At 43.6% G+C, this 26578-nt stretch carries 27 protein-coding genes, 1 tRNA gene and 1 pseudogene; 19 read left to right on the top strand and 10 right to left on the bottom strand.

The features are described from left to right. Window positions 1-52 precede the first annotated feature (52 nt). Window positions 53-1618 carry a MobA/MobL family protein gene (locus WMO44_RS09760; RefSeq protein ID WP_015559481.1) on the top strand — a complete coding sequence of 522 codons (1566 nt, stop codon included), beginning with the start codon at window positions 53-55 and terminating at the stop codon, window positions 1616-1618. Window positions 1619-1692: 74 nt separating this feature from the next. On the opposite strand, the gene WMO44_RS09755 is transcribed toward WMO44_RS09760, so the two are convergent. The 4 genes from WMO44_RS09755 to WMO44_RS09740 all read right to left on the bottom strand — a co-directional run bounded on the left by WMO44_RS09755 (window position 1693) and on the right by WMO44_RS09740 (window position 5964). Next, window positions 1693-2259, bottom strand: coding sequence for an accessory gene regulator B family protein (locus WMO44_RS09755; RefSeq protein WP_008397001.1), 567 nt, complete (start codon window positions 2257-2259; stop codon window positions 1693-1695). Next, window positions 2256-2990 carry a LytR/AlgR family response regulator transcription factor gene (locus tag WMO44_RS09750; protein WP_015559482.1) on the bottom strand — a complete coding sequence of 245 codons (735 nt, stop codon included), beginning with the start codon at window positions 2988-2990 and terminating at the stop codon, window positions 2256-2258. Before WMO44_RS09750 ends, WMO44_RS09755 begins: the two co-directional genes overlap by 4 nt. Next, window positions 2987-4339, bottom strand: a complete 1353-nt coding sequence (locus WMO44_RS09745; RefSeq protein WP_349152463.1) for a GHKL domain-containing protein — start codon at window positions 4337-4339, stop codon at window positions 2987-2989. The genes WMO44_RS09750 and WMO44_RS09745 overlap by 4 nt, the downstream gene beginning before the upstream one ends. A 179-nt stretch (window positions 4340-4518) precedes the next feature. Beyond that, on the bottom strand, window positions 4519-5964 hold the full coding sequence (locus WMO44_RS09740) for an ISLre2 family transposase (protein ID WP_118547655.1): 1446 nt from the start codon (window positions 5962-5964) through the stop codon (window positions 4519-4521). A gap of 434 nt (window positions 5965-6398) precedes the next feature. On the opposite strand from WMO44_RS09740, the gene WMO44_RS09735 reads away from it, so the two are divergent. The 9 genes from WMO44_RS09735 (at window position 6399) to WMO44_RS09695 (ending at window position 11870) form a co-directional block, all read left to right on the top strand. Further along, window positions 6399-6863 carry a matrixin family metalloprotease gene (locus tag WMO44_RS09735; protein WP_055280565.1) on the top strand — a complete coding sequence of 155 codons (465 nt, stop codon included), beginning with the start codon at window positions 6399-6401 and terminating at the stop codon, window positions 6861-6863. A 15-nt stretch (window positions 6864-6878) separates the two neighbouring features. Continuing rightward, window positions 6879-7550, top strand: coding sequence for a hypothetical protein (locus WMO44_RS09730; RefSeq protein ID WP_008397007.1), 672 nt, complete (start codon window positions 6879-6881; stop codon window positions 7548-7550). Window positions 7551-7779: 229 nt separating this feature from the next. Continuing rightward, complete coding sequence (locus WMO44_RS09725; RefSeq protein WP_015568874.1) at window positions 7780-7926, top strand: cyclic lactone autoinducer peptide; 147 nt, start codon at window positions 7780-7782, stop codon at window positions 7924-7926. An 18-nt stretch (window positions 7927-7944) separates the two neighbouring features. After that, entirely contained in the window at window positions 7945-8364 is a 420-nt protein-coding gene (locus tag WMO44_RS09720; protein WP_349152462.1) for a hypothetical protein, read from the top strand. A gap of 54 nt (window positions 8365-8418) precedes the next feature. After that, entirely contained in the window at window positions 8419-9249 is an 831-nt protein-coding gene (locus WMO44_RS09715; RefSeq protein WP_008397012.1) for an ABC transporter permease subunit, read from the top strand. After that, the gene (locus tag WMO44_RS09710) at window positions 9236-10036 is read left to right on the top strand and encodes a hypothetical protein (RefSeq protein WP_008397014.1); all 801 of its coding nucleotides are present in this window, start codon (window positions 9236-9238) and stop codon (window positions 10034-10036) included. Before WMO44_RS09715 ends, WMO44_RS09710 begins: the two co-directional genes overlap by 14 nt. A gap of 14 nt (window positions 10037-10050) precedes the next feature. Next, entirely contained in the window at window positions 10051-10686 is a 636-nt protein-coding gene (locus WMO44_RS09705) for an ABC transporter ATP-binding protein (RefSeq protein ID WP_015559483.1), read from the top strand. Beyond that, window positions 10686-11369, top strand: coding sequence for a hypothetical protein (locus tag WMO44_RS09700; RefSeq protein ID WP_008397017.1), 684 nt, complete (start codon window positions 10686-10688; stop codon window positions 11367-11369). The genes WMO44_RS09705 and WMO44_RS09700 overlap by 1 nt, the downstream gene beginning before the upstream one ends. A 138-nt stretch (window positions 11370-11507) precedes the next feature. Then, window positions 11508-11870, top strand: a complete 363-nt coding sequence (locus WMO44_RS09695) for a hypothetical protein (protein WP_008397018.1) — start codon at window positions 11508-11510, stop codon at window positions 11868-11870. A 180-nt stretch (window positions 11871-12050) separates the two neighbouring features. Here the strand turns inward: WMO44_RS09695 and WMO44_RS09690 are convergent, their stop codons facing one another. After that, window positions 12051-12293: a DUF6061 family protein gene (locus WMO44_RS09690; RefSeq protein ID WP_008397019.1), complete on the bottom strand. Its 243-nt coding sequence runs from the start codon at window positions 12291-12293 to the stop codon at window positions 12051-12053. A 301-nt stretch (window positions 12294-12594) separates the two neighbouring features. Between WMO44_RS09690 and WMO44_RS09685 the strand changes: the two genes are divergently transcribed. The 6 genes and pseudogenes from WMO44_RS09685 to WMO44_RS09660 all read left to right on the top strand — a co-directional run bounded on the left by WMO44_RS09685 (window position 12595) and on the right by WMO44_RS09660 (window position 20571). Beyond that, window positions 12595-13665 carry a restriction endonuclease subunit S gene (locus WMO44_RS09685; protein ID WP_349152461.1) on the top strand — a complete coding sequence of 357 codons (1071 nt, stop codon included), beginning with the start codon at window positions 12595-12597 and terminating at the stop codon, window positions 13663-13665. Between the two features lie 19 nt (window positions 13666-13684). Beyond that, entirely contained in the window at window positions 13685-16978 is a 3294-nt protein-coding gene (locus tag WMO44_RS09680) for a DEAD/DEAH box helicase family protein (protein WP_349152460.1), read from the top strand. Window positions 16979-17512: 534 nt separating this feature from the next. Then, window positions 17513-18316, top strand: a complete 804-nt coding sequence (locus tag WMO44_RS09675; protein WP_349152459.1) for a ParB N-terminal domain-containing protein — start codon at window positions 17513-17515, stop codon at window positions 18314-18316. Window positions 18317-18638: 322 nt separating this feature from the next. Further along, window positions 18639-18839 (top strand): annotated as a pseudogene (locus tag WMO44_RS09670) (ATP-binding protein); the annotation flags it as partial. 40 nt (window positions 18840-18879) lie between these two features. Then, window positions 18880-19170 (top strand): helix-turn-helix domain-containing protein, encoded by a 291-nt coding sequence (locus WMO44_RS09665; protein ID WP_349152458.1) that lies wholly within the window; start codon window positions 18880-18882, stop codon window positions 19168-19170. A gap of 15 nt (window positions 19171-19185) precedes the next feature. Continuing rightward, entirely contained in the window at window positions 19186-20571 is a 1386-nt protein-coding gene (locus WMO44_RS09660; RefSeq protein ID WP_349152457.1) for a site-specific integrase, read from the top strand. 152 nt (window positions 20572-20723) lie between these two features. Here WMO44_RS09660 and WMO44_RS09655 read toward each other — a convergent pair. From WMO44_RS09655 to WMO44_RS09645, 3 genes are all read right to left on the bottom strand, one after another. Next, window positions 20724-20799 (bottom strand) — tRNA-Lys (locus tag WMO44_RS09655). 107 nt (window positions 20800-20906) lie between these two features. Next, the gene (locus tag WMO44_RS09650) at window positions 20907-21533 is read right to left on the bottom strand and encodes a hypothetical protein (RefSeq protein ID WP_349152456.1); all 627 of its coding nucleotides are present in this window, start codon (window positions 21531-21533) and stop codon (window positions 20907-20909) included. Between the two features lie 259 nt (window positions 21534-21792). After that, window positions 21793-22293: a hypothetical protein gene (locus tag WMO44_RS09645; protein WP_349152455.1), complete on the bottom strand. Its 501-nt coding sequence runs from the start codon at window positions 22291-22293 to the stop codon at window positions 21793-21795. 411 nt (window positions 22294-22704) lie between these two features. On the opposite strand from WMO44_RS09645, the gene pckA reads away from it, so the two are divergent. After that, on the top strand, window positions 22705-24309 hold the full coding sequence (gene pckA, locus WMO44_RS09640) for a phosphoenolpyruvate carboxykinase (ATP) (protein WP_005921605.1): 1605 nt from the start codon (window positions 22705-22707) through the stop codon (window positions 24307-24309). A gap of 190 nt (window positions 24310-24499) precedes the next feature. Further along, window positions 24500-25162, top strand: coding sequence for a helix-turn-helix domain-containing protein (locus tag WMO44_RS09635; protein WP_349152454.1), 663 nt, complete (start codon window positions 24500-24502; stop codon window positions 25160-25162). A 76-nt stretch (window positions 25163-25238) separates the two neighbouring features. Here the strand turns inward: WMO44_RS09635 and trxA are convergent, their stop codons facing one another. Further along, complete coding sequence (gene trxA, locus WMO44_RS09630) at window positions 25239-25547, bottom strand: thioredoxin (RefSeq protein ID WP_005921611.1); 309 nt, start codon at window positions 25545-25547, stop codon at window positions 25239-25241. Between the two features lie 234 nt (window positions 25548-25781). Further along, window positions 25782-26204 carry a hypothetical protein gene (locus tag WMO44_RS09625; protein WP_435387730.1) on the bottom strand — a complete coding sequence of 141 codons (423 nt, stop codon included), beginning with the start codon at window positions 26202-26204 and terminating at the stop codon, window positions 25782-25784. 132 nt (window positions 26205-26336) lie between these two features. Here WMO44_RS09625 and WMO44_RS09620 point away from each other — a divergent pair. Then, a partial coding sequence (locus WMO44_RS09620) for a TetR/AcrR family transcriptional regulator (RefSeq protein WP_349152453.1) occupies window positions 26337-26578 on the top strand: 242 nt, incomplete at its 3' end.

Below are 26578 nucleotides of genomic sequence, written 5' to 3'. Positions count from 1 at the left end.
ATCTTATCTGTCCTCTTTTCCAAAATCAAAACTGGGAAAGGAGGAAATCGCTATGCCAAGAAATTCATTTGTGCAGATGTCAAAGCTCCATAATGTTCGTGGAAGAATCTATTATATCTCCAGTGACAAAAAACAGGAAAATCTCTATGCGGTATATGAAACCACAGACCGAAAATTTTGGACAGAACTTGCCAAGTGCAATCAGGCAGAATTTAAGAAAAGCGGTACAGAGGGAAAATGTATCGAAGCAAGAGAATTTATCATTGCCCTGCCGGAATCCTTTGTGGATTATCCGCCAGACGGACTATTAAAATATATGACGGATAAATTCAAAAGTCGGTATGGTGTTGATTGTATTGCAGCACTCCATCATAACAAACGAAAGACGAATTATCATATCCATCTTATCTTTGCAGAACGAAATTATCTTGACGAACCGATAGAAAAGATTGCCACCAGAAATATGTTCTATGATGAGAAAGGTAATCATGTTCGTACCAAGAAAGAAATCCTAGACGAGAATGGAACTATCCGTAAAAGGTGTAAGGTGATCAAGAAAGGTGAGGTCTACGAAAGACAGATGTTTACCATCAAGGACGCTCGCTTTAAGCAGGAACATTTCTTAGATGAGGTCAAGGTATTTTATACCGATGTCATCAACGGACTTGTCAAAGATGAGAAAGAAAAGCTGTCTGCATTCAAGCGTGGGGATGTCTATCTTGCCACTAAGAAAATCGGTAAGAACAATCCAAAGGCAGATAAGATTACACTCAATAATAAGGTCATACAGGACTGGAATCGTACTGTGGATCACGCTTTGGTATCGGGGATGGAGCGAAAGGAAATCTTAAAGGTAAAGCAGGAACAGATTTCAACTCCGATTAAGGAATCCATTCACAAGTATGGCAATCATCCGGAGCTTTTGTTTATGATTATCTTTCGGGCAATCGAGCTGTTAAAAGAACTCATAAAGTTGCTGATACAGAAACAGGAACAACAGAAAGCCAGAATCTCCGACCTTATGGAGCGAAGAAATGAAAAACAAGAGAAACAACCAGCTCCATCCGTTACACAGACAGACAATCAGACAATTCCTGCTGTGACCCAACCATTCAAAGCACCTGCTACTACTACCGCAGAAAAGACCGTTATTCCGCCAAGACCAAGAATGTCTGAGCTGGCACACGATTATGAGATGCGACTTGAAGAGATTATGGAGAAACTTAAACGACAAAACAGAGCCATTCATACGCAGGAAGTGAAAAAAGACCTTATTGACGAGGATTTGAAGAACTGTACAGGATTATTCCAAGGAAAGAAACGAAAGGAATTGCAGGCACAGTCTAACAAATACGCAGAAACGATTAAGATTATGAAGCAGGGATTATCCCATATCGTGCAGGATTACAAATATCCAACGGTAGATGCGTTCCTGCAAGTCTATAAACAAGGCAAGTCCGAGTATGAATCCTATGTCAAAGCAAACAAGGAATGGAACTCCAAGTATGGAGAAAACTCAATCCATCGAAAGCTGGCAGAAAAACAGGCAGAAGTTCAGAAACGGGAACAGGACAGAGATTTTAACTATCGTTCGCCATCAGACAGAGGAGCTAGATAATCTAATTAAATTCAAAAAAGATAAAGACCATCAAATTCTTTATCTTTTTTGAATATTTATGAAAAGTCATCCTGCTATTTAAAGTGTCTCATTAGATTTTTAATTGTTTCGACTATCATAAGAATGATTACGCAGAAAAAGGAATAAAACAATGTGGTATTCATCTTCGTGTTTCCAATTTTATAAAACAGCAGAAATCCAATGCTAACAATTATCACAGAAATAAGTTTATGTATCCATTTTTGTTTGGTGGTTAAACATATTTTATGGTTACTTATAGGTGCAAATAATATACACATAAGGACAAGTATCAAATATCCTAGTACAGTTGGCTTTAAATAGATTATAGCCCACTTATCAAGACAACCGAGAAAAAAGCTGCCTAAGATACATGTTAACTGCGTTGGAGCATGGGCACCTCCGGTATAATGTCGTAACAATGAAAAGGTAATTACCCAAATTAGGGTATAGCCGAGTGTATGTGATAAAACTCCCCATACGAACAATAACACTATGGTTATAAAAGTATTCAAAAAACATTCTAAGCCATATATGTATATTTCTAATTGATCCGCAGAAACATCCTCCCCGGATAGTTCTGCTAACTTATTAGCAATAGATGTAGCCCACTTCGTAATCATTCAAAATCCCCGCTTGTATCAAATCTTGTTGTATATTTGGCAAAAGCACTTATCACGTCTTTGGAATAAGAACGTGCGATTTGTGTAGTTAGATGATTTGACAATTCAATCGTTCCTGATGTAATACGATAGATATGTGCCATATTTACAATATAAGAACGATGGGTTCGGATAAATTCACTTGGCAAATGGACAATAATCTTATTTAGGGTAGACATTTGTTCATAGCATTTGCCGTCTACGGTCAATATATCCACATAATGTAATCTGCTCGAAAATGTCAATATATCTGCATAGGGAATACTTACAATTTCCTGCTTGTTTCGGTATATGTAGGTATTATTAGATAACTCCTTCGCGATTTCATCCAAACACAGAAAAAGAGTATTTTCCTTGACGGGTTTTAGCAAGTAGTTTAAAGCTCTGACTTCATATCCTCGGAATACATATTCTCTAAAAGCTGTTAAAAATACAATAATACCTTGATAACCAGATTCACGAAGGCGTTTAGCAACCTCAATTCCATTCATTTGCCCCATTTGTATGTCAAGGAAAAATGCTGAAGCCTGTATAGTTGTGCCTTCAGAATTTTTTGAAAAATATTCTTCGCCCGATTCGTATTCGTCAATTTCAATATCCCAATCATATTGCTGCCCGTATTTTCTTATTCCATTTTTCAGCCGTTCTGATTCGATCACAGAATCTTCAAGTATGGTTATTTTCATTTTCATAGTAGTTTGTTATTCTCCTTATCCGGTATCATAATATGTACGGAAAAAATTTTGTTATCAGATGTAATCTGCAATACGCCATCTGCCTTTTCTACAAGCTCTTTTACTCGTCTTATCCCAAGTCCATGTTCTTTTCCTTGTTTAACACTCAAAATGTCTCCATCAATGCTACCTTTTATCACACCATCATAATTATTTTCAATGTGAATCAGTATCATATTCTGGTAAGGTTTAATATAAAAATAAATGTATGGATGCTCGGTTGGATCAGAGATTATAAGTCTTTCTCCTGCTTCAATGGAATTATTCCATATATTTCCAAGTATGGATGAAAGCTCAACAGAATCAAGCGGAAAATTTTCAGGAGCCATAATAGAATATTCTGTCTTAATTCCGTGTTTTTCAGCATAATCAAGTTTTGCGGTAAGTATGCAGTCAATAGCAATATTTCCCGTTGCTATGGCACTTTGCGTAGTTGCAAGAGTGTTATGGTATTGCTCTGTATATGCTATAAGTTCATCCCATTTCTTGTCTTTTGCTAATACGTTGATTGCATCCACATAAATCTGCATATCATGTTCCATTTTTCGTAATCGTTCAGTTGTCTCAGATAAGCTATTGAACTCAGTCCTTTCCAGCTCATAAATCTTTTGTTCTTCCAGTAATCGTATGTTTTCTTCTTTTGAATAACCTAGCTGGTATATGTATAGCATCAATACTAAAAATAAAATAATAAAAAACAAGTCAACCAATGATAGCCTAGCTGAAAAGGATGAATCACCAAATTTATCAACAGATTCCAAAGTCAGCCTTAATATGTAGTGCCCGATTGCAAGTCCAGAAATTGCGATGAAAATATATGCAACTTTTTGGAACGGTGAAAGAGATATGTCTTTGTTTCCAATAGAATGAAATAACAAGACAAAAACAGCTATCATTGCCAAATATAACATGGTATATGGCTTCCGTAATGTTCCACCTAATAATAGCTCCAGAGACGCTCCTTTAAAAAGAGTAACGGGAATAAAGAACGAAATCTGTTCTGCAACTAAGCAAATGATGGAATACGAAAAGCCCCAAAAGATACGGCGAATTATACTATCACGATAGAACAATACTGCATATCCAATGTCCAAAACACAAGATGACATCAAAGTGCTGTAGGATGATATTCCCATTTTATTCAGCGTGCATAACACAGCAAACTGAAATGATACGAAAAGAAACATCAAAACTGCTTGATGTTTATAATTTGCTCGAATACGCAATTTTTTATGGATAAATATTATAAACAATGCCAGTTCTAAGAAATTAACAATATATTCCCATATTGAGTCAATATATAGCATAGCTACCACTTCCTTTAATCATTCTCCGTCATATTTTATCATCAATAAAGTAGGTACACAACATAATATGCTACCGTTGATAGAGTAAACTTACTGTCAGTTGGAGAGTCGCAGAAGATTCCCTGCTATGAACTTGCCCAGATCGTTTTCTCATAGTCTACTTCTCCCACAGTGTTTTGTCAAATACCTCCCAGACGCTCCCGGATTGCAAGCTTTTTCCGGATGTCTATACTCGGGATGGTTGCCTGCAGCTTTTCGATGTATACCCTGTCATTGTCATGACTGTGGAGTAACAGACTCCTCATGTATCCCCTGTTTGGACGCACTGATATCTCCTCGGTTCCCGTTGCTTCTTCCTGCTTATGGCTCCGCCGGTACTTTACCAGTTCCAGGATCTTTTCTTCTCCGTAATCCTTCACATAGCATCTCAGCTGACACATCGCATCCGCTCCGGCTTCGCTCCAACCCATCGGACGGGAACTCATCCGGTCGGAATACATATGACTCACATGACCTTCTGCACTGCATCCATAGACATTCTTATCCTGCATTCTTCTCACTGCGCTATCCCAGTTGTTCAGCAGGTATTCCTCACAGTCATTCACTGCTTTTTCGTTCGGCGCACATTTCCGGATAGCTTTTATAGTCTTTACAAACTTTTTCTTCTTGCCCTTATACAGGGCCTTCCACAGCCGTCCTTTGGCTTCCCCTGCCTCATCCAGCATCTGGTTGGCCGCCTTGTTGATATATTTCATCATGTGGAACTTATCCAGTACCGGAACTCCCTTTTCAATATATTCCGCCCCTGCTTTGATCCATGCTCCTCCATCTCCACTGATATACACCGCATTCAGATACCGGCTCTCGTAGTTCGTGTCGATGTATTCCTGCATCCGTTCAAACAGATGTCTGTTTGCTTCTCCTCCGCTGCAAAGACCTCCCAGGTAGAAGACATTCTTCAGTTCCTTCCGCCCGTCTTTCTTTTCCTGTCCTTCATACAGATACAACAGCTTCCCGATCATGCTGCCCTTCTTCTCTGTTCCGTTTTTCTCCTGCTTGTGAATGTGATCCTCGTCTGCCTCAACATAAAGGTATTCCACACACTTTTTCTTCTCCGGCTTCGGGAAGGGCAGTTCTGTCTGGATTCCGTGTACCTTATCCATGACGGCAGTCTTGCTGATCAACGAATCTTCTCCCAGTACCCTGGCAGCACTGGCATAGCTGGTCTTTACCGCTTCGGCCAGCACCTCAGCTTCCGCACGGCTGCTCAGTCTTTCATGGGCATCCAGTTCCATCCATTCATCCAGAAGATAATGGCAGGTTCCATCCTTACAGCTTCGGAACAGCGTGTGGGTAAAGCAAACCGGTCCCACTGTAGTCAGCAGCTGGCGTTCATCATGCCTCTGGATGGTATATTTTTCAGCTCTGGAAATATCCTCACACAGCATACGATCCATGTCGCTGTAAAGGGCTGCCATGTGCTCTGCTGCAGCCTTTCTTGCAGCCTCCGCAAGCTGCTTCTCGTACAATTCCATGTCCTTCATCCCGGATGAGAGAAAAAGTTCATCTGCTTCTTCCAAATCTTTGTACAGCTTTTCCATTGAATATGCTATAATGTTTTTCATGAGAGTGCCTCCATCGTCTGTATTTTAGATTCTCGTCAAATCCATTATAACAGAGATGTTGGTACTCTCTTTTTTTCTTTTATTCAACTGACAAAAACTTTACTCTATATGCTACCGTTTGTGCATAGTGAGCTACCATTCATGCATAGAGGTATTGAAAAGTATAAAGATTTTGTTATATTCAAGGTATACTACTACATCTTAAGTATTCTGAGAATCTATAATATGGAGTGGAGATGATAAGATGTCGTACTTTAGGAATATTAACAGGATATATAATGTGTACTAGTATGTGTTGCGTTTCAATTTTCATAAAGATAACCTTTAAGAATAATTGAAGATAACCGTTGTTACATGATTGAAAAGGAGTGAAGGAGTATGCATTTTAAAAAATCTGTTTTAAAAATCATTTATTGTATAGCATTATAACTTTAATGGCTATAGCAATGCTATTTCCTATTACGGCATTTGCACAAGCTTATGTACAAACATGGGATCTTGTTGATTCTGGCAAACATCTAGACTATGACGGAAACAGCACTTACATGAGTTATATTAACACTGGGGCTGCCACATGGAATGCATATAAATCTGGAGTAATCAGAAAAGACAGTGCTTTTGTTGTAGAAGATGTATACGTAAGCGATGTCAATGCTTCGAATGGATGGGCAGGCATGACATATTCTAGTGGTAAAATTGAACTCAATACCTATTATATGAGCGGTTATAGTAATAGTAAAAAACAGAATGTAGCGACACATGAATTGGGACATGCATTAGGGTTGGATCACAGTACTTCAACAGATGTTATGGATGCAGCAATTACGGGACATACTAGTACGCAGGCATTATCTCAAAATGATAAAGATTCATATGATGCCGCATATAATAATTATTAGGGGAGGGAGAACGCTATGAAAAAATCAAGTATCTATGGTATTTTGTCTATTGTTCTTATCGTAGGAATGTTTTTTACAGGATGTGCATCCAAAAATAATGCAAGTCAACTGAATACAAATGTATCTAACTTGCCAATCCACCAGATGCACGCATCTTTTGTATATGATACTGATAACATTCGCGAAGCTGTTGGTATCTGTGATTACGTATTTGTAGCAAAGGTTGTCAGTTGCGATGGAACCGAGTATCGAAATGTTATAACGACTGAAGATGAAAAAGGAAATCCTAAGGAGGTCGGTTCGCCTTACACTAATTATACTATTCAGGTTCTCGAAAATATAAAAGGTGAACTTATTACAGATAAACCTATTCCTATTGTTAAACAAGGCGGAATTTCAGAAAAACAAGATGCTATTTATCTGTTTGAGAATGATTCACTGCCTTCCGAAAATTCCATTTATATCTTTTTGGCATATGCACAAGAGGATGGTTCGTTACTAATTTCTGGTCCAAATTCAAATGTAATGTGTAACGATTCGAATATGTATTCTATTAATTCTGTCTCAGAGGAAAAATCAGTTACAGAATACGATGAGTTTATTACATATAAAGATGCTAATGATAATGAGATTATTCCAGTTGATCGAGAGCGTTATAAATCTATATATGAGACTGACAATAATTAATCATTATTTCTGAAATATATAGATTAAAGATGGCAGGTAGGTGCTTAACCTATCTGCCATCTTTTCGGTTTTATACCTATATGTAGAACAGTTCGTGCATGTTGGGCTACCATTCGTGCATAGAGGGATTGAAAAAATTAAATACTCTGTTATATTAAGCACATACCATGGTAAACAAATAAAGTTGTCTGTAATTGTCAGACAATTAAGGAGGGGGGGGGTGAAAACGATGGACAATAAGCAAGTAAACAAGGCACCCCAGAAAAGTGCCCGTCTCGTACTTCAGGCAGTGACTGCTATTGCTCGAAGTAATGCAAATTCATTGTGCCGTGGTTTGTTGTATGAACCAAAAGTACCAACGCAGTTAAAAAAATAAGATTGGGAGGAATTGACTATGATGTTAAAAAGTTTAAAACAGAAGATTGCAAAAGTAGGTATTGGTTTGTTTTGTGCAGGATGTGTATTTCTTTCTTCAGCAGCATGTTCTCAGGCGGCATCTTACACCGCTTATGCACTTAAACTGAATAAGACTAATAACTTTACCTCTATGCATGCAAAAACAACATCCGATGATTACATCACAAATGAGGTAACAGCAATTACCAATACCTCTTACGCAAATTTCTGGGCTGTCAATAACAGCAAGAGTAAAATATCTAATAAGTATAAGCAGGGTGTTGGAACAGGATCTTGTAATTTAATCTTTACCAAGAGCGGTTATAATTCTACTAACACACAGGTCGGTATGGGAATGGAAAATTATCAATCTCAATTATCAACTGCATTTGTAAGTGGAAATGTAGATTTTAGATAACAGAAGGGATGGGCATAAACCTCTTCGTGGGTTTATGCCCTTTTGGTAAAGATTATGAAAAAAATGGTTCTTATAGAAATCAAACATTGTATTGATCGTGCAGAATATAAAGTTGTTTTTATTGCTCTAATGATTTTAAATATTGCTTCGTATATTTTATGTGTAAAAAATGATATAGGAAAAAGTTATCAATTTATTCGTTCAGCAAATGAAAATTTCGTATTACAGGGCACTGAAGCGGCATATATTCCATATATAATGTATCTGTTATTGCCTGTTTATGCAACAATTATTGCATCACTTTCCTTAATAAGAGAAGAAAAAAGCAATAGTTCAATCCTACTTATTCAAAGAATCGGGAAAAAGAAATATTTAGCAGGAAAATTATTTGGCATTCTGATTGTAACCTTTTTGACAATAACAATACCAATGCTCATAAATTTATTATTATGCCACTTGACATATCCAATACATGGATATGACAGTGCTTGGGGAGAACCTGATTACGCTATAGGTTTGGTATCATATAACGCTGACAATTTTCTTGATATGGTGAGATTGCAACATCCAACTTTATATAATCTAATATACATTTTTAATTACGGAATTTTTGGCTCGGGATTAGCTATCTTAGCTTATGCTCTTTCATATTATAACAAAATGAAAGTTCTATATTTCGCAAAGATACCTGGTGCTTTGTTTATATTCTATATTGTTTTTAATTTGATTGTTTCTGTCTTTGGGCTAAATGAATTCTCTATACAAGGTTATATTATGCCTAATGTTCATGGAAATATAATAGGAGAAATTGTTCTGATATTGCTTATTTTTGGATTAAGTATTGGCATTATACAGAGAAAAATAAAAAATTATGAAGTTATATAAGAAAAAAATTTTGAATGTTAATGTTGGAAAATGCTTACTAGTATCACTTATAACATTTGTAATTAGATATTTTTATGCTAATGTGTACTTGGGGTTTCATAATAGTCTGGTTACAATAACAGAAGGAGTACGTTCACAAATATATTTTGGGGGAATACTAATAGATCATTCGTTTGACCTTATATCTTTATCATTTTTTGCGATTTTGTTTATCCTTGAGATTTGTTATCTTACAATGGACTTATTTAATGATGCAAATGATAACATGGTAATTCTACTTCCTCGTTATGGGAAAAAACACATAATTTATAAGGATATATTAATAAAAATGATATTACGTGACTGTATTGTAGTTGTTTCCGATTATTTGTTTTTTCTTTTTGTAGAGCATACCTCTAATGGCTTAGAAGATTTCAAAGTTATTTTTATGCTATTGATAGAGATTTTTCATTTGCAAATGATTAGTTATTTGTTTTCATTTTGGAAAGATTCAATTATAGGATACATCGTTGCATTTATTGTATTTTTTATTCCAGTAATGGTGTGTGGATTTTATTTTTCAATGGGAAATGTTATATGGAAAATTTGGCATTATTCCTTGCTACATATTCCTTTATTTAATTGGCATAACAAGCTTATTATATATTATGTCGAAGAAAATTACGAATGGACTACAAGCAATATAGATTTATTGAATTTTAAGTCAAGCTGTCTCATTTCAGTTATATCATCCGCTGTTTTGGTGTGGATAGGTAAATTTCTTTGCGAAAAAAAACAAATATTGTGAGGTGAATGATATCCATGAATTTATATGTAAAATCTATTTCAAAGTCAATTAAAGGTGAAAAAGTGCTTGATGATATCAGTTATACATTTGAATCTGGTAAAATATATGGAATATATGGTAAAAATGGTTCAGGTAAAACAATGCTACTCAGAGCCATTGCAGGTTTTATAAATACAGACAAAGGATACATAAAATATAATCACAAGGCATTACATAAAGATATGGATGTTTTACCAGATTTAGGAGCTGTTATTGAAAATATTTCTTTTTGGAGTATGTATTCAGGATTTGAAAATTTGAAAATGCTTTCCAATATAAAAGGAATTGTATCAGATGAAGAAATATATGAAATAATGATATACTTTGGTCTTGATCCCAAATCAAAGAAAAAAGTAAATAAATATTCATTAGGAATGCGTCAAAAACTAGCTCTTTGTCAAGCACTGATGGAACATCCAAAAATTTTGCTTTTGGATGAGCCAACTAACGCATTGGATCAGCATAGCATTGATTTATTTCGTGAACGTATATTGGAAGAAAAAAAGAATGATACCATTACTATACTGACAAGCCATAATAAAGAAGATATTGAAATATTAGCGGATGAGAAGATATGCATGGAATTTGGTAAAATTAAGGAGTTGATGTAATGAAGAAATTTGTATTAACTATCTGTGTTGTAATCATTTGTATGGTGACAGCCTTATTCTATGGAAAGACTGGGATAAAAACAACTACAGGGGTTCATGATCCTGATATTGCTTTATCAGAAAATACAGCTATGGAAATTTTCTATACAGGAGGGCAGAAAACTTCTTACTTTAACAATGAAAGTAATTACTCATTGGATGATATGGAAAAAGATTCTTCTTTAATAGCTCGTATAACTGTAACAAATTCTCGTGAAATGAGTTTACGATCAACAAAAACAATGGTAAAAATAGAGGAAATCTATAAGGATAATTCTGCTAATCTTTCAGTAGGTGACTGTATTTACATTATAGAACCTGTATCATTTGTTAGAGGTGAAGAATTTTACACTAACGGATGGCAATATCTGAAGACCGAAGATACTTATTTAATATTTTTAAAAAATCTAGGATGTATTGATGGGTATAAATACACCAAAGAGGAAGAAAATTCATTTATGCCTGTATCGGAAATATATTCAAAGAGAAATCTAACTCATGATGAAAGTTGTGTGGTTTTTGATTCGGCGGAAACTCTCTATTCAAGTATATCTATGTTTGCATTTTTGACCTCAGAAAAAACTATAGTAGATAATTATGAGAAAATATGGAAAAACATTACAAATTCAGGTAAGTATGAATGATTTAATTATTTATGAATGAATCTCTCCTATTCTATTTCCTGTGAGAAGCGTATCAATGTTAGAAATTCATGGAGATACTGAATTAAGCAATATGGAATCATTCAATCTTAAAGAAACTAAAAATGGAGATAATAGAAATTGAATAAAAAGAAATTGGCAAAGAGTGTTGTAGGCATTGCTTTAATTGTAAGTGTAGCTATACTTATCGTTGTATGTGTTGGAAAAATAAAGCACATTCAGAATAAAAAAAATATTATTGGTACATGGAAGAATGCAAATGCAGAGGAAGTGTTTACCTTTCAAGAAAATGGAGGACTTGTTGTAAACAAAGATATGCCCGAATTGGGTATTACCTGTGGCAATGCATTATATAGCATATCTTCCTCAAATATGATTTTTGTGGAACAGAGAGATAATAGCGTGAATTTTGAGATAGAAGTAGATCAAAACGAATTAACAATCTTCTTTATGGGTCATAAATATTGGGAATTAACAAAATAGCAATTGCATATAAAGCGATACTCATGATATCCATAACCATAAAATATAGAGCCGATGAATCACTCGTTATTTCGATTGTGAGTTATCGGCTCTATTTCATTATTTATGGAAGGGCTAAAGAAATATCGTATTTTATAGAAATACTTTTGACAGATTTCTTCTCATTTTTATGTTCTTTTATCAAGTGCTATACCATTCCATATTCATCGCATTCACCCAATCTTGCATTTCTGAATCAAGATACAAACGGGCATATTCTAGTGGATTGTCAATCGCCAGTGCATCCAACATTCGTTGAGAGTTAGGAGTAGTAATCAATCCATCTTCTGCCTTGCCACAGTCAATCCGAAGTATGTAGCCATTGTAATAATTGATGTCTATGATGTTGTGATATTTATTATATTCTGCATGAACGATATTCATATTGCAAAGTCCTTTCTCTTATCTGTTTCAGTTGTAGAAGCATCTTGACCAGTTCCAGCCGATTATGTGATTTATATAATGTTATTAGCTGTTACCGGATTTTGCTTCCCTTGTTTTTGCCCTTATGAGGTGTCGTAACACAAGGGAAAAGGATATAACATAAGGGAAAGTCTAAGGGAAAGCTCACTTGCCAAAACTGTAGTAAAATCAAGGCATTGCGGATTTTATCGTAACACTTTATAATACCAGTTAGGTGTTAAAGAATTGTAGGTATCAAAATTCTAATTTGTGGGAGAGAACAATGCGAGTCAAACTTGAAGATGTTTGCGAACGTGGGACATCCAGCTTGATGCAAAAGGACATCGTTGATAAAAATGGAAAGTATCCGGTATACGGTGCATCAGGTCGTATTGGAAGCATGGAAACCTATCAGCAGGAACATCAAACTGTTGCTGTTGTGAAGGACGGCGCGGGCATTGGGAGAACGATGCTTCTTCCCGAAAAATCCTCTGTCATTGGCACGATGCAGTATCTTATACCAAAGAACTGCATTGAATCTGAATATCTATATTATGTTGTCAAATATATGCACCTCGAAAAATATTTTTCAGGTGCAACCATTCCGCATATCTATTTCCGGGATTACAAGACCGAGGAATTTAATTTGCATGATAAAACGGAACAGCGAGAGATTGTTTCCACATTAAAAAGAATAGAGGCTATAATTTCAAATCGTCAGGAGCAGCTCACCAAGTTGGACGAGCTTATCAAAGCTCGATTTGTGGAGATGTTTGGGGACCCCGTAACCAATCCTTTTAATTGGCCAGCTGTTGAACTTGGGCAACGGTGTGAAATAATAACTGGAAATACGCCATCTCGCGCAGAGCCAGAAAATTACGGGACATTTATTGAATGGATAAAGTCAGATAATATTAACACTCCATCAACATTCCTTACTCCGGCTCAAGAGTACTTATCAGAAGTTGGTTTCCGGAAATGTCGTTTTGTCGAATCAGGCAGCTTACTTATGACGTGCATTGCAGGAAGTCTTAACTGCATTGGAAATGTTGCGGTAACTAATCGAAGAGTTGCATTCAATCAGCAAATCAATGCGATTACCCCAACTTGCGATAATGTTTTATATCTTTATTGGCTAATGATTCTATCAAAACCTGCCATTCATAAAACCATCAACATGGCACTTAAAGGTATCTTGAGTAAAAGTCAACTTTCTTCAATTAAATTTCCATTTCCGTCAATCGAATGCCAAAACCAGTTTGCCGACTTTGTAGCCGAGGTAGACAAATCAAAATTGTTCGCAGAACTTTTTGCGCAAAGCACTTGCATTTTAGCTGAAAATCGTTCAAAATAGAAGTCGGGAGGTGTGAGAATTGACCAACTTTGACTTTCTGAAGGATGACCCGCAATTTTCCGGCTTTGCGGATGCCGCGATCGCTGCGGAGAGGATTCTGCCCATTGATGCGGCCACCGCTGTGCTGGACTGCCGCCGTGCCATGGAGTTTGCAGTCAAATGGATGTATTCGGTAGACAGCTCCCTCGTCAAGCCGTGGGACGATAAGCTCATCAGCCTGATGAGCACCGAAGAATTTCACGACATTGTAGACGATGATTTGTGGCGGCGGATGGATTTTATCCGCAAGCGCGGCAATGATGCCGCCCACGGAAGCCGCAGCATCAGCCGGGAACAGGCGGAACTTTGCCTCGAAAACCTGTTTCTGTTCCTTGATTTCGTAGCGTACTGCTATGGAACAAGCTATCAGGGAAAGAAATTTGACGCTTCCCTGCTCACACAGCAGCCTGCTGCACCCGTTGCACAGCCCACCCTGCCGGATGTGGACTTGGATGCACTTATCAAAGAAAACGCTGAGCTCAAAGCGCAGCTGACCGCCCGCCGCGAAACGCAGCAGCCCACCTATGTGCCCAAACCGCTGGAACTTTCGGAGTACAAGACCCGAAAACTATATATCGACTCCATGCTCACCGATGCCGGGTGGGTCGAGGGCAAAAACTGGGTCAACGAGGTCCCTCTGCCCGGGATGCCCAACAAGAGCGGCACCGGCTATGCAGATTATGTCCTGTACGGCGATGATGGCCGTGCGCTGGCTGTGATCGAAGCAAAGCGCACCTGTAAGGATGTTGCAGTAGGCCGTCAGCAGGCAAAGCTGTATGCAGATATTCTCGAAAAGCAGTTTGGTCGCCGCCCGGTGGTATTCCTGACCAACGGTTTCGATACCCGCATTGTGGACAATATCTATCCCGAGCGCAAGGTCGCTTCCATTTACTCCAAGCGCGACCTTGAAAAATGGTTCAATCTGCAAGCAATGCGCACCAGCCTTGCCAATGTGGATGTAAACAAAAACATTGCCGGACGGTACTATCAGGAGGGTGCCATCAAGGCGGTTTGTGACAGCTTTGGCCGCAAGAACCGCCGCAAGGCTCTGCTTGTTATGGCAACAGGCTCCGGCAAGACCCGTACCGTCATTGCACTGGTGGATGTATTATTGCAGCATGGCTGGGTCAAGAACGTGCTGTTTCTGGCTGACCGCAACAGTCTTGTGACGCAGGCAAAGCGCAGCTTTGTCAACCTCCTTCCGGAGCTTTCCGTAACGAATCTCTGCGAGGACAAAGACAACTTTACGGCACACTGCGTGTTCTCAACCTATCAGACCATGATGAACTGCATTGATTCCGTTCACGATGCAGAGGGCAAGTTGTTCACCTGTGGTCATTTCGATTTAATTATCTGCGATGAAGCGCACCGCTCCATCTACAATAAATACCGCGACATCTTCCACTATTTTGATGCGCCGCTGGTTGGCCTGACCGCCACACCCAAGGATGAGATCGACAAAAACACCTACGAGATCTTTGACCTCGAAAACGGCGTGCCCACCTATGGTTATGAGCTGGCGCAGGCCGTCAAGGATGGATTTCTGGTTGATTTCCTCTCGGTAGAGAGCGAAGTCAAGTTTATGAAGAACGGCATCACCTACGATGAACTTTCGGACGAAGAACGGGAAGCCTACGAAAACACTTTTGAGGATGAAAACGGCAACCTGCCGGCCAGCATTGATGCATCTGCTCTGAACAGCTGGCTGTTCAACAAGGACACCATTCGGCAGGTCTTGAATGTCGTTATGCAAAACGCCTTGAAAATCGACTACGGCAGCAAAATCGGAAAAACGATTATTTTTGCCAAGAGCCACGACCACGCAGAAGAAATCCTCAAAGTGTTCAATCAGGAATATCCGCACATGAACGGCTATGCCAGGGTGATCGACAATCGGCTTAGTTATGCGCAGAGTGCCATTGACGAATTTTCTGACCCGAAGAAATTGCCGCAGATTGCTATCTCGGTGGATATGCTGGACACCGGCATCGATGTGCCGGAAGTATTGAATCTGGTCTTTTTCAAAAAGGTTCTGAGCAAGGCAAAGTTCTGGCAGATGATCGGACGCGGCACCCGCCTGTGTCCGGGGCTTCTGGATGGTGAGGATAAAAAGAAGTTCTACATTTTTGACTTCTGCGGGAATTTTGAATTTTTCCGCATGAACAAAGGAAATGCTACCCCGAATATGATTGCCGTTCAGGGTGCGATTTTCGGTTTGCAGTTTGAAATCGCGTATAAATTGCAGGATATGCAGTTCCAAACGGAAGAACTGAAAGCGTTCCGGACTTCACTGGTGGAGCACATGGTCAGTCAGGTGCAAAAGCTGAATCGTGACAATTTTGCAGTCAAACAGCATTTGAAGTATGTCGAGTTGTACGCAGACAAGAACAGTTACAATGCTCTAACGTATGCAGACACCTTGATTGCCCGGGAGGAACTTGCGCCCTTGATTGAACCGGAGCCGGATGACCCGAAAGCACTTCGTTTTGATGCATTGCTGTATGGCATCGAGTTGGCATATCTTGCCGGGAAGCCGTACACTCATGGCCGCAACGAGCTGCTGAAAAAAGCGAAAGCGGTTGCGAGCGTGTCCAATATTCCAGAGATTGATCAAAAACGCGCGTTGCTCGAAAAACTCATCCAGACAGATTATATCAAAACTGCCGATGTGAACGAGTTTGAGCATATCCGAAAGGAACTGCGCAACCTCATCAAATACATTCCCATCGAGCATGTGCGGTATGATACGGATTTCTCCGATGAAATTCTTTCAACGGAATGGAAAGAAGCCGAGCTGGAAAACGATGATCTGAAAAATTACAAGGCAAAAGCTGAGTACTATGTACGGCAGCATCAGGATAATGCAGCCATCGCCAAGCTGAAAGGCAACATCCCGCTCACTGCCGAAGATGTCAAAGAACTCGAAAAAATTCTTTGGAGTGAGGTTGGCACAAAAGAGGACTATGAAGCCGAATATGGCACAAAGCCTTTGGGAGAATTCGTGCGGGAAATCGTTGGTCTTGATATGGCTGCGGCGAAAGCTGCATTTTCGCAATATCTGGATGGTGCTAACCTCGACAGCCGACAGATTTACTTTGTCAACCAGATTGTCGAGTACATCGTACACAATGGCACGATGAAGGACCTCTCTGTTTTGCAGGAACCACCTTTTACAGACCAGGGAAGCATCGTAGAGGTCTTTACAGATTTGAGCATCTGGCTTGGCATTCGCAAGACCATTGAACAGGTCAACGCCAATGCAATCGCAGCATAATAGAATACCTTCTAAAACGGTAAAGTGGATTTTATCTGCTTTGCCGTTTTTTCTTTACATCTGGACTCCAACATGCCTTTGTGCTATTCAGCGATTCCATCGCGCAGCCTGCGCTGGGACGGTGCAGATTTGAAAGGGTTTGGGATTTTCCAACAAGCATTTTGCAACGCAAAAATAGCAGATGTATATACGTCTGCCCTGCTTGCGGGTACAATGTCATCGATGAAACAAAAATAGTTTCATCAAAGACGGTTATATGGTTGTGCCGATTTCCCAAAAATAGTAATATTGAAGTACTAACTGGGGCAAAACGCTTCATATTTTTGACTCCATACTCCCTCGCATCTTTCTGCGAACGCTTTCAAGTCTCCGATCTGATTCATACGATGCCATGGCATCGTAGAATTGGCTCGGATTTTTTATTTCGCATCATTGTATACAACACATGGACTAAGAGGGTGGGTAACTTGGACTACGAGTCCATAAACTTTTGCTGCGGAAACCGGTACACTGTTGTCAAAGGAGGCGAATAATATGCTGAAACTAAGCAGTCTCAAAATAGACCCCGAGTTTTCCGCTCAAATTTTGCCGCTGAGTTTTGAGGAGCTCCAGCAGCTTGAAATGAACATGATTCGAGACGGAAAGCTCACAGACCCGATCATTGTGTGGAACAAAACCATTCTGGACGGGCATAACCGCTACAACATCCTGCGGAAGCATTCGTTTATCGAATATGAGATCAAAGAAATGGAGTTTTCCAGCCGTCAGGAAGCTTTAATCTGGATTTGCAATCATCAGTTTGGGCGGCGCAACCTGACACCGGAGCGCAGAAAGTATCTGATCGGAAAGCGATACGAAGCGGAAAAGCAGATCTCGCAAAACCGCGGCAATCAGTACACATCTACTAAGAAAGATGCCACGGATCAAAATGATCCCTGCCAAAATAAATCCGGTAGCCATATTACCCGGCAGAGGATTGCAAACGAGACCGGCACCAGCGAGGGTTATGTGCAGCGGGCCGAAAAGTACATGAACGGCGTGGAGGCTGCTGATGATGCGGCACCCGGTGCCCGGGAGGAAATTCTAAATGGGAAAATCAAAGCTGCTGACCGTGAGATCTGCGCTATCGCTAAGGCTCCGAAGGAACAGCGGTCGGAAATCGTTGCAGAACTTCGCAAGCCGAAAAGTAAGCGAGATAAGCAGCTTGCTTCCTCTACAAAAAGCCCTTCCGTGAAGGTCAAATCTTTTGATGATGACGGAAGTCGATTTCTGATCGGCATTTCCCAAAAAATGCAAGGGCACAAAAGGGCACTGACCGAAAGTGATCAAAAGCCCTGAAAAAATCTGTTGAAGCATCTGCGGATCATTCCATCCACATCGCTGCGATTGAAGGTGCTTATGACGCCTTTATCGAGAATTGGGAACTCACGTTTCGAGAGTACCCAGATCTTCTGACAGGGCCGGAAAACTGGAAGCAAATTGAAAAGTATTCTGACAATCTGCAGCGCTATCTGGAATTTATCCGCTCGAAGCACCTGAAAATGCTGGAATCGCAGAGACAGGGAGGGTGATTGGCTTGCTTGATGATTTGACCGTTTGTACTCCACTGCCCCGGTATCTGCCATTTCCAAAGTTTTTGCTGGACGCTCAATTAAGCCCTAGCCGATACCGCAGCCAAAAACCGCTGATCGTCACCACCAACCTGCCGCTGAACGAGATACGGCATCCACAGGATACTGCTCACGCCCGCATTTATGACCGCATTCTGGAAATGTGCGTTCCAATTTCCTGCATCGGGGCAAGTCTTCGCAAAGAGAACGCACAGAAAAAGTTGGAATCCATGAAATCGTTGATCGGCTGATTCACTAAATGAATATGTACCTAACAAAAGGAGGACAGCAATGACCGAAACTGTGAAATCTTTAAATTATACGAAAAATATCTTGCAGACCATTACGAATAACGATACAATGGAAGTGGTCACTCAAACCAATGCCGTCAAGTCTCCGACTGACAGCCTGAAAGCCACAACACTGGTGTACACGGTGGAGGAAATTGCGCAGATGCTGTCCATCAGCCTGCGCTCTGCTTACAATCTGTGCAACAGCACCACCGAATTCCGTGTTCTTCGGGTCGGCGGAAGCATCCGCATCCCGAAAGACAGCTTCGATGCGTGGCTCCGGGCAGCTTGAAAAAGGAGATAACGTATGGCATATATTACGAAACGCGGCAGCTCCTATGGTGTCCGCTATACTTACCAAGACGAGCAGGGTAAAAACTGCAACAAATGGGAAAGTTTTTCCACGAAAGAGGAGGCAACAAATCGTAAAAAACAAATCGAACACGAACTTGCAAACGGAACGTTTCTGATTCCGTCCACCATCACCGTCAAAGAGTTTTTGATGGAGTGGCTTCCCAAACAGTGCAACAAGCACAAGTGGGCACCGCAGACCTATCAATCCAATCTGGGAACCGTCCAGAACCTCATTATTCCGTACATCGGCGATATGCAGATGCAAAAGCTCAAGCCTTACCATCTGGAAGACCTGTATTCTACCCTCAGCAAAACGCCCTGCGGCCAGTATTATGAGGGCAAAAAGCAGGTGCTTTCGGAAAAACAACAGCAGCGGTTTCTCTCCGGCACGACCATCCACGAGGTACACCGCCTGCTGCGGACAGCGTTCCAGTATGCGGTGGAGTGGGGCATCCTCGTCAAAAGCCCCGTTCCGGTGGACAGCCCCAAGAAATCGATTCAGGAGCGCGCCATCTGGGGCGCGGACGAGATGTGGGCCGCACTTGCCAGCATGGAGGACCCGATTCTGCATCTGGCAGTCCATCTTACGCTGGTGGGTGCATTGCGAGAGGGCGAAGTCGCTGGCCTGACTCCGGAAGATCTTGATTTTGAGGGAGCAGACGGCACAGGCACGTTCCGCATCAACAAGTGTATGCAGCGTGTCCAAAAGGCATCGCTGGCAAAAACGGGCAAGGACTGTATTTTGCAGGAATTTGAGGATAAGCGTGAGGGCAGTACCACAACGCTGGTGCTCAAAAAGACCAAAACAGCATCTTCCAACCGAACCATCTTCATGACGACAGTGTTGAAAGAAGAACTGAAACACTGGCTAAAGCGTTTGGAAATGGACGAAGCCGTTGAGCCGGAACGCTACCGCAACAGCGGGATGCTCCTGCGCTTGCCCAATGGTCTGGCGGTGGAGCCGATCCTCATCCGCAAGAAGTTCATCAAGTGGCAGGACGAGCACCCGGAGTTCACTCGCATTGTGTTTCACGGTCTGCGGCATTCCAGTGCCACCTACCAGCTGATGATCTCCGGCGGCGATGTGAAAGCGGTACAGGGCACAACGGGCCATGCCAGCGCTAATCTTCTGGTCAACACCTATGCACACATCCAGCAGGATTCCCGTAAAAAGCTGGGTAAAAAGTTCGAGGAAGGCTTCTACAAGCCGGGAGCAACACCTGTGCAGGCTGCCCCGGTTGAAGCAGAACCGACCATCTCCGTGTCGGCACTGTTGGAGCTTCTGAAGGACGCAGACCCCGCCGTAAAAGCGCAGCTTCGCCTGGCTCTGCTGACCTGAATTGCAAAAAATAGCACGAATTGCAGAGCAATTCACAGACTTACTCTATCTGACACGAAAAATGCGGACCGTGCAAAAACCGTGCAGAGACCGTGCAAATGGCGTATAAAAGGAAAATCCCACGAGGAATCTTGCGATTCTTCGTGGGATTTTGGTGCGCTCGAGGGAACTCGAATCCCTGGCCCTCTGATTAAAAGTCAGATGCTCTACCGGCTGAGCTACGAGCGCATATTCTGCGGCAAAACAATACCGCCGAATAATATTACCACAATTGGCTGCAAAATGCAAGAGCAGTGCTCAAAAAAGCCGAAATTTCAGGTTTATGCCCAAAAGCTTTACTCAAAAAGACTTTGCGCCCGGCGCTGCAGCAGCTCCACCAGCAGGCCGGTATAGATGCTGACCATCGAGGGTGTCTCGCCCAGATCCATCGCTTTGCGCTGGGGCAGGTCGGCTAAGCGCCCCTTGTACAGGCACTTCAGCTGGGGCAGCAGGGCGTAGTCGTTGGGGTGCATCAAGGTGCTGTCCTTGGGCAGCGCCAGTGCACCGCTTTGTTCCAGCACCTCGCTGACGAACTGGGAGCAGAAATAATGGTGGCGGCGCTGCCAGCGGATATGCAGCCCGCACAAAATCAGCCCCAGCGTGTTGAAGCTGTACTCCTCGCTGTGGCGCATGAACTCCTCGGCGCGGTGCAGGGCGCGGAAATAGGCCTCATCGGACACCTCCAGCGCATACAGCGCACAAGGGGCGTCGTCCCGCAGACGGAAAACGCCCTTGTTCAGGTATTCTTTGCTGGGGCCTGCAGGGAACATGGTGTAGCCGTTTTTGCGGGTGGAGCTATACAGGCAACTCAGCTCTGCATCAAAGGCCATGGAGGCGTGGGTATAGCTGGAACCGGTGGCGGCATAGACCAGTTTGGACAGCAGCGTGCCGGAGCGGGTGAGCAGAATGTAGATGGTTTTCATGGCAGTTTCCCTTATGTCAGCCCCCGGCAAAGGGGGAAAAGTATCATCTATATACAGAACCAGTATAGCATAAGTAAGGTCCCTTTACCACTAAAACGTTTCTTCTGGCCAAAATATTGCCAAAAAGGGCAAAAACAGCAGCCCAAAGCTGTTTTCAGGGCTCTGGGCTACTGTTTCTCACAAGTTCTTGAAACGGTCAGCGGCACCCTGCTACAGGGGCCTCTCCATTTAGCCGTACAAAAATCGCTCTCCCCGGAACTCAGTGCTTTGTCGCCGACCACCCGTGGCAGTACCGGAGCGACTCTCCCTCGTCCACAGTCCATGTGCCGGACTTGTATCCGCAGGAACCGCAGACCTGGTAATACGTAGTATGCTGATAATAGACTTCGTCCGTCCCGTGGGGATAATGGATGCATTTTACTTCCTCCGGTCCGGTCTCAAACGTGTCTTTTTTTGGGGTTACGCGAGACATTTTCCCACAAGCGTCGCACTCACTGCTCCTGGCAGGAACCGGCTCTGCCTCCTCCAAGGCCTCCTCGGACGTGGAAGCCGCCGTTTCTTCCAATGGATCATCGTCATAGCTTTCTGCATCCGCAAAGCCTACCAGGCGAAGGGTCAGGGCCAAAACCATGGCCAGCAGGATCGGGGCGATCTTTTTCATAGAAAAGCACTTCCTCTCTTTCGGCATGTTGGTTTCTGTTTCTCGGAGAGTCCTCTCTAGATTTATTGTACCACACTGCTTTATTTTTTCAACTATCATATTATTTTTTTGTGCTCATTTACATTTTCTCGGTCTTGCACCAAAGAGTTGTCTGCTGTGTTTTTTGCCCCACCGGGGTCGGGGGTCCCACCTTGCATCCCGGTTTGTCAAACTTTTATCAAAATGTCGGTTTTCTCCCTTCCCGCCTTATTTTTCACAGTCTGCATCCCTGCCGGGCTTCGTGAAATTACTTAATGTGGGAAAGCCTGTTTATGAAATTTGTTTCTTTTTTGCAAACAGAACCTTCCATTTATTGCTTTTGGAAAGCTTTTGTGTATAATGATAGACAGGAGAATTTGCACTGCATCGTTCTGTGCTGTCTCCCCCTTATGCGGTGTCCGTACCATAAATGGCGCTGCATCTCCTACACAGAGTTATGTAAGGATCAAACGAAAGTAGAGGTACGCAAATATGGCAAAGTTGGATCTTACCAAGTATGGCATTACCGGCACGACTGAAGTCGTGCACAACCCCTCCTACGAGCAGCTGTTCGCAGAGGAGACCAATCCCGAGCTGGAAGGCTACGAGAAGGGTCAGGTCAGCGAGCTGGGTGCTGTGAACGTGATGACCGGCATCTACACCGGCCGTTCTCCCAAGGACAAGTTCATCGTGATGGACGAGAACTCCAAGGACACCGTGTGGTGGACCAGCGATGAGTACAAGAACGACAACCACCCCGCTTCTCAGGAGGCTTGGAAGGCTGTCAAGGAGATCGCTCAGAAGGAGCTGTCCAACAAGCGCCTGTACGTCGTGGATGCTTTCTGCGGCGCCAACAAGGATACCCGCATGGCAGTGCGTTTCATCGTGGAAGTGGCCTGGCAGGCACACTTCGTTACCAATATGTTCATCCGTCCCACCGCTGAGGAACTGGAGAACTTCGAGCCTGATTTCGTTGTTTACAACGCTTCCAAGGCTAAGGTCGAGAACTACAAGGAGCTGGGCCTGAACTCCGAGACTGCTGTGCTGTTCAACATCACCAGCAAGGAGCAGGTCATCGTCAACACTTGGTACGGCGGCGAGATGAAGAAGGGCATGTTCTCCATGATGAACTACTTCCTGCCGCTGAAGGGCATTGCTTCCATGCACTGCTCTGCCAACACCGACAAGAACGGCGAGAACACCGCCATCTTCTTCGGCCTGTCCGGCACCGGCAAGACCACCCTGTCCACCGATCCCAAGCGTCTGCTGATCGGCGATGACGAGCACGGCTGGGACGACAACGGCGTGTTCAACTTCGAGGGCGGCTGCTACGCTAAGGTCATCAACCTGGATAAGGAGTCCGAGCCCGATATCTACAACGCCATCAAGCGCAACGCTCTGCTGGAGAACGTCACTCTGGATGCCGAGGGTCACATCGACTTCGCTGACAAGTCTGTCACCGAGAACACCCGTGTGTCCTACCCCATCAACCACATCCAGAACATCGTGCGTCCCGTTTCTTCTGCTCCCGCAGCAAAGAACGTGATCTTCCTGTCTGCTGACGCCTTCGGCGTTCTGCCCCCGGTCTCCATCCTGACCCCGGAGCAGACCCAGTACTACTTCCTGTCCGGCTTTACCGCAAAGCTGGCAGGCACCGAGCGCGGCATCACCGAGCCCACCCCCACCTTCTCCGCTTGCTTCGGTCAGGCTTTCCTGGAGCTGCACCCCACCAAGTACGCTGAGGAGCTGGTCAAGAAGATGAAGGCCAGCGGCGCAAAGGCTTACCTGGTCAACACCGGCTGGAACGGCACCGGCAAGCGCATCTCCATCAAGGATACCCGCGGCATCATCGACGCCATCCTGAGCGGTGCCATCAACGAGGCTCCCACCAAGAAGATCCCCTACTTCGACTTTGAGGTTCCCACCGCTCTGCCCGGTGTCGATCCCGCCATCCTCGATCCCCGCGACACCTACGCAGATGCCGCTCAGTGGGAAGAGAAGGCAAAGGATCTGGCTGGCCGCTTCGTGAAGAACTTCGCTAAGTACGAGGGCAACGAGCACGGCAAGGCTCTGGTCTCCGCAGGCCCCCAGCTGTAAGCTGAATCCCGCATTTTTCTTCTGAACTCCATATAAAATAAGCGCCCGCCCCGTGGTTCTGCTCGAACCATAGGGTGGGCGCTTTGCTGTTTACATTCAAGCTATCCAAACACTTTTTGTCCGGGTAAACAGAGCGTCGATTGCGTTTTGTGCGGCCTTATGCTATGCTTTTTCCAAGGGAGTTGATAAAATGGATGCCAGAACCTTCGGAAATTATCTGAGCCGGATGCGCAAAGCGCAGGGGATGACACAGGCAGAACTGGCTGAACAGCTGCACGTTACCGACAAGGCTGTCAGCCGCTGGGAACGGGGCATCGGTCTGCCGGATATCAACACACTGGAACCGCTGGCAGATGCTCTGGGGCTGACCCTTGCCGACCTTATGCACTGCCGCGCCCCAGAAGAAGCCGATGCCGCACCGACCGTCCAATTGGAAGATTTCTTTACCATGCTGCGCCGACAGCACGCCGTAGATTGGCATTCCGTGCGCACCGCCCTGCTTGGGCTGAGCATTGCGCTTGCCTTGTGGGGTGTTTTGGCTTGCCCCGGTACCATTGCGGTGCACTGGTATGGTCTTGGCGATGGTTCTTTTCGGGCAGACGGCTGGATGCATTCTCTCGTCATTTTCCCGTTGTGTGCTGGCATTGAATTTTTATCACTGGAGATCTGGAACAGCTTTGAACAGACAGGCTATTATCGCCGCTGGGGTGAGATCAACCTTTTCATCATCCATGCCATGTCCTTCGGTACACGCTCTGCCAGATGGATGAAGGTCGTGCTGGATCTTTTGTTTTTCTTTTGCTTTGGTTTTGTGGTTCCATTTGTAGAAGCGTGGATGATTTTTTTGAATTGATATCGCCATTTCCGTAAAAAAGGGTACAGCAGAACGCCCGCAGGCGCTCCGCTGTACCCTTTTTCAAAACAATAATTTAGCCCAGCAGCTCCAGCACACCGGCCTTGGGGCGGGCGCCCACGGCTTGACGCACCAGCTTGCCCTGCTCGAATACCAGCAGGGTGGGGATGCTCATCACCCCGAACTGCGCCGCCAGATCCGGCTGCTCGTCCACGTTCACCTTGCCCACCTTTACATCGGTGCGCTCCTCGGCTACTTCGTCCACCACGGGGCTCAGCATCCGGCAGGGGCCGCACCAGCTGGCCCAGAAGTCCAGCAGAACCGGCTTTTCGCTGTGGAGCACTTCCTGTGCAAAGTTTTCCTTGGTAATGTTGATGACTGCCATATTTTTTCCCTCCTGAATGGGTGTTGTGTTTTACTGACAATATCAGTATACCCCATACGCCGCCCGCTTTTCCGTGACCGGGTCACGCAGACGCAAAAACCAGCCGTGCCGCATCGGGCGTTGCAACTGCTGTCATAGAAAATTCCTCCGTTTCGTGATTTTTGGTTACACTTATCCAAGCCGTCCGGCAAAACCCGCCGGGCAGTTTACATTTTGTTATTTATGTGGAGCGGTTTACTCCATGTATGCACCCTTCATGGGGCTGACGGCGTGCTGAGAGTAGAGCTTCAGCAGACCCTTGGTATACTTGGGTGCTTTGGGCTTCCAGTTGGTGCGGCGTTCGGCGAGGATGGCGTCCATCTCTTCGGGGGTCTTGGGCTCGCCCTTCACGCCCACAATGGCCAGCTTGCGGTTATGCACGTCGATTTGGATCAGATCGTCCTGCTCTACCAGTGCGATGGGGCCGCCCACCGCAGCCTCCGGGCTGACATGGCCGATGACCGGGCCGCGGCTTGCGCCGGAGAAGCGTCCGTCGGTGATCAACGCTACGCTGGAAGCCAGCTTCGGGTCGGCGCAGATGGCCACTCCCCTGAGAAGTTCTCGAGCAAGTGGGCATTTCTCTTTCTCTATTTCCGACTTGCTCTTGCAGTCACGCATCCCCATGAGATGCGTCAATTTTTTGAAAACTGGTAAATTGCCCAAAATACGCCCTTAAAAGTTTACTTGACACAATTTTCAAATCAATATATAATTGGGTTAGAAACTAATTATAGAAAAGGATGATTTCCAATGGCGCGCAGATACGACAGCAAAGAAGCAAAACGGCGGATACTGACCGCCTGTGTCCGGCTTTTTCTGGAAAAAGGCTACACGAACACCAAGGTGGCAGAAATTTTAAAGGAAGCAGATGTTTCTGCCGGGTCGTTCCAGAATATTTTCCGCACCAAGGACGGCGTGCTGACCGAGCTGATCGGCATGATGTTCAGCAGGCAGTTCGGCGCGGTAAGGCCGCTGGCGGCAAACGCCCCCTC

This window comes from Faecalibacterium tardum (assembly GCF_040096515.1).
In the GTDB taxonomy this organism is placed as follows: Bacteria; Bacillota; Clostridia; order Oscillospirales; family Ruminococcaceae; genus Faecalibacterium; species Faecalibacterium tardum.
Note: the sequence above shows the minus strand (reverse complement) of the source record. Positions and strands in the feature narration are given on the sequence as shown.